The sequence below is a fragment of the Oribacterium sp. HCP3S3_B9 genome, assembly GCF_052064255.1.
Lineage (GTDB): Bacteria > Bacillota > Clostridia > Lachnospirales > Lachnospiraceae > Oribacterium.
Window position 1 is genome coordinate 1 of record NZ_JBQHVY010000048.1, and the last position, 1,562, is coordinate 1,562.

The 1,562-nt window shown below is 69.0% G+C and carries 2 protein-coding genes; one reads left to right on the forward strand and one right to left on the reverse strand.

Going from position 1 to position 1,562, the window contains the following annotated elements; all coding sequences use genetic code 11:
• The first annotated feature begins 280 nt into the window (after positions 1–280).
• Complete coding sequence (locus tag ACTNC3_RS11305) at positions 281–943, forward strand: hypothetical protein (protein ID WP_441227491.1); 663 nt, start codon at positions 281–283, stop codon at positions 941–943.
• 167 nt (positions 944–1,110) lie between these two features.
• On the opposite strand, the gene ACTNC3_RS11310 is transcribed toward ACTNC3_RS11305, so the two are convergent.
• A complete protein-coding gene (locus tag ACTNC3_RS11310; protein WP_441042439.1) occupies positions 1,111–1,416 on the reverse strand; it encodes a hypothetical protein in 306 nt (101 codons plus the stop codon).
• Between the last annotated feature and the right edge of the window lie 146 nt (positions 1,417–1,562).

The following is a 1,562-nucleotide window of genomic DNA, read 5'->3' on the forward strand; positions in this document are numbered from 1 at the left end:
CACCGTGTACCGGACCCTCAGCCGATGACGGCGGCGGCCTGCGGTCGTGGGAGTCTGAGCGGGACCGGATCAGTGAGCGGGCCGAGGCTCTGATCTGGGCTGAGCTGGCCCCGCCATGATGAGCAGGTGCGGCGGATGCTGGACGCTGAGATGCCGATCGCGCTGTCGCGTGGACCTGTGGGGGATCGTCCTCGTGGGTGGTGGGCGGCGGCGGCTGGTCGGGCGATGCTGGCTGATCCTGATATCGAGGTGGAGTGGGCCTACGCCGCACTCCACAACCATGGCTAGATACATCGCCACGCGGGCCTGGCGTGACGCGTCCCGCATTCTCCAACGGCTCGACCACGACCTGGCGCATATGGGCCACGGCTACCTCCTTCGCGGTCGTCCCGTTGTGGACCCGGCGCTAGTGGTCGCAGAAACTGACTCTGGCGAGCCCTCCCCGGTCGCTTTCGGCAAGCCTCGCGCGCTCACAGCCAAACATCTGGCCCGGATTCTCGGCGGAGATCGCCAGCCCAGCGCGCACTCGGTCGACGGCGGCTGGCGCTGGTACCAGGTTTCAATGCCGGATGTCTACGGCTACATCAACGCCTCCTCTCAGAGGCAGGACGCCGTGGGCCACCTGGCGCTCGTGGCCAGCGTTGTCCCCTACTCCCAGCTCACGCTTTCCGAGGCTGTTGGCGTGACGCTCGACATGATGCGCCTCGACCCTCGACCGGAGCTGGGCCACCCGAGCAAAGCCGCAAGCGATTGGGCGGAGCACGGCCTCGGCCTGATCGACTGTTGGCAGGCCCGCCAGCTGCGCTACCAAGGCCGCGGACTGGGCGACGTGGAGACCCTGGCGCGCCGGATCGACGCGCTGCGTGCCATGTGCGCCCGATGGCATGTCCATCAGGCCGAGATGGACCTCGCCGCCGCGAAGGACAAGCTCACGGCCCGCTGAACGTCCGGGATTCTGGCCGCGGGGCTCGCGGTTTCAGCCTGTAAAGAACGCCCCCGGCATCAGCCGGGTGCGGCCTTGGGTCTTCCCAGCACCCGCCCGATGTGATGACACACAATTTGCCCCCCCGACCACAGCGGTCGGGGGGGCAAATTTGTGTTCGGGGCGGGCTAGGTGGCTCCCTCATCCTCGTCAGCGGCATGGCGGGGGGCCACGCCACTGTCGTCCTGGTAGCGGCGCAGCAGGTACGCCAGCAGCGCCGTACCTGCGGCCTGGATCGCGGACCAGGTCCACACCTCCCACGACGCCAGCCAGTCACGCAGCGACGGGGCCGCGAGCGAGCCGACGAGGGTGGTGAGCACAGCGAGTCCGACAGCGATCGCGAGGCCCTGCCGCAGGGTCTGCCAGCCACGACGGGCGGCGATCGCCGGACGATCCTCGGGAGCGATGCTGATGGGGTTGGGGGTGGTGGTCATGGGAGTCTCCTCAGGCAGTAGGCGTGGACGGCTCGGTGTCGTCCACCGGATCAGGGTCGAGCCACAGGCTCGGGTCGATATGGCCACGGATGCGGTGCGGGACGCGGGGCATCCGGCCCCAGTCAGGGCGGCGGAGCATCCCGACC

What these genes read in the sequence shown, in the direction of transcription:
- ACTNC3_RS11310 (WP_441042439.1), bottom strand. Translation starts at nt 1,416, where the DNA reads ATGACCACCACCCCCAACCCCATCAGCATCGCTCCCGAGGATCGTCCG.
- ACTNC3_RS11305 (WP_441227491.1), top strand. Translation starts at nt 281, where the DNA reads ATGGCTAGATACATCGCCACGCGGGCCTGGCGTGACGCGTCCCGCATT.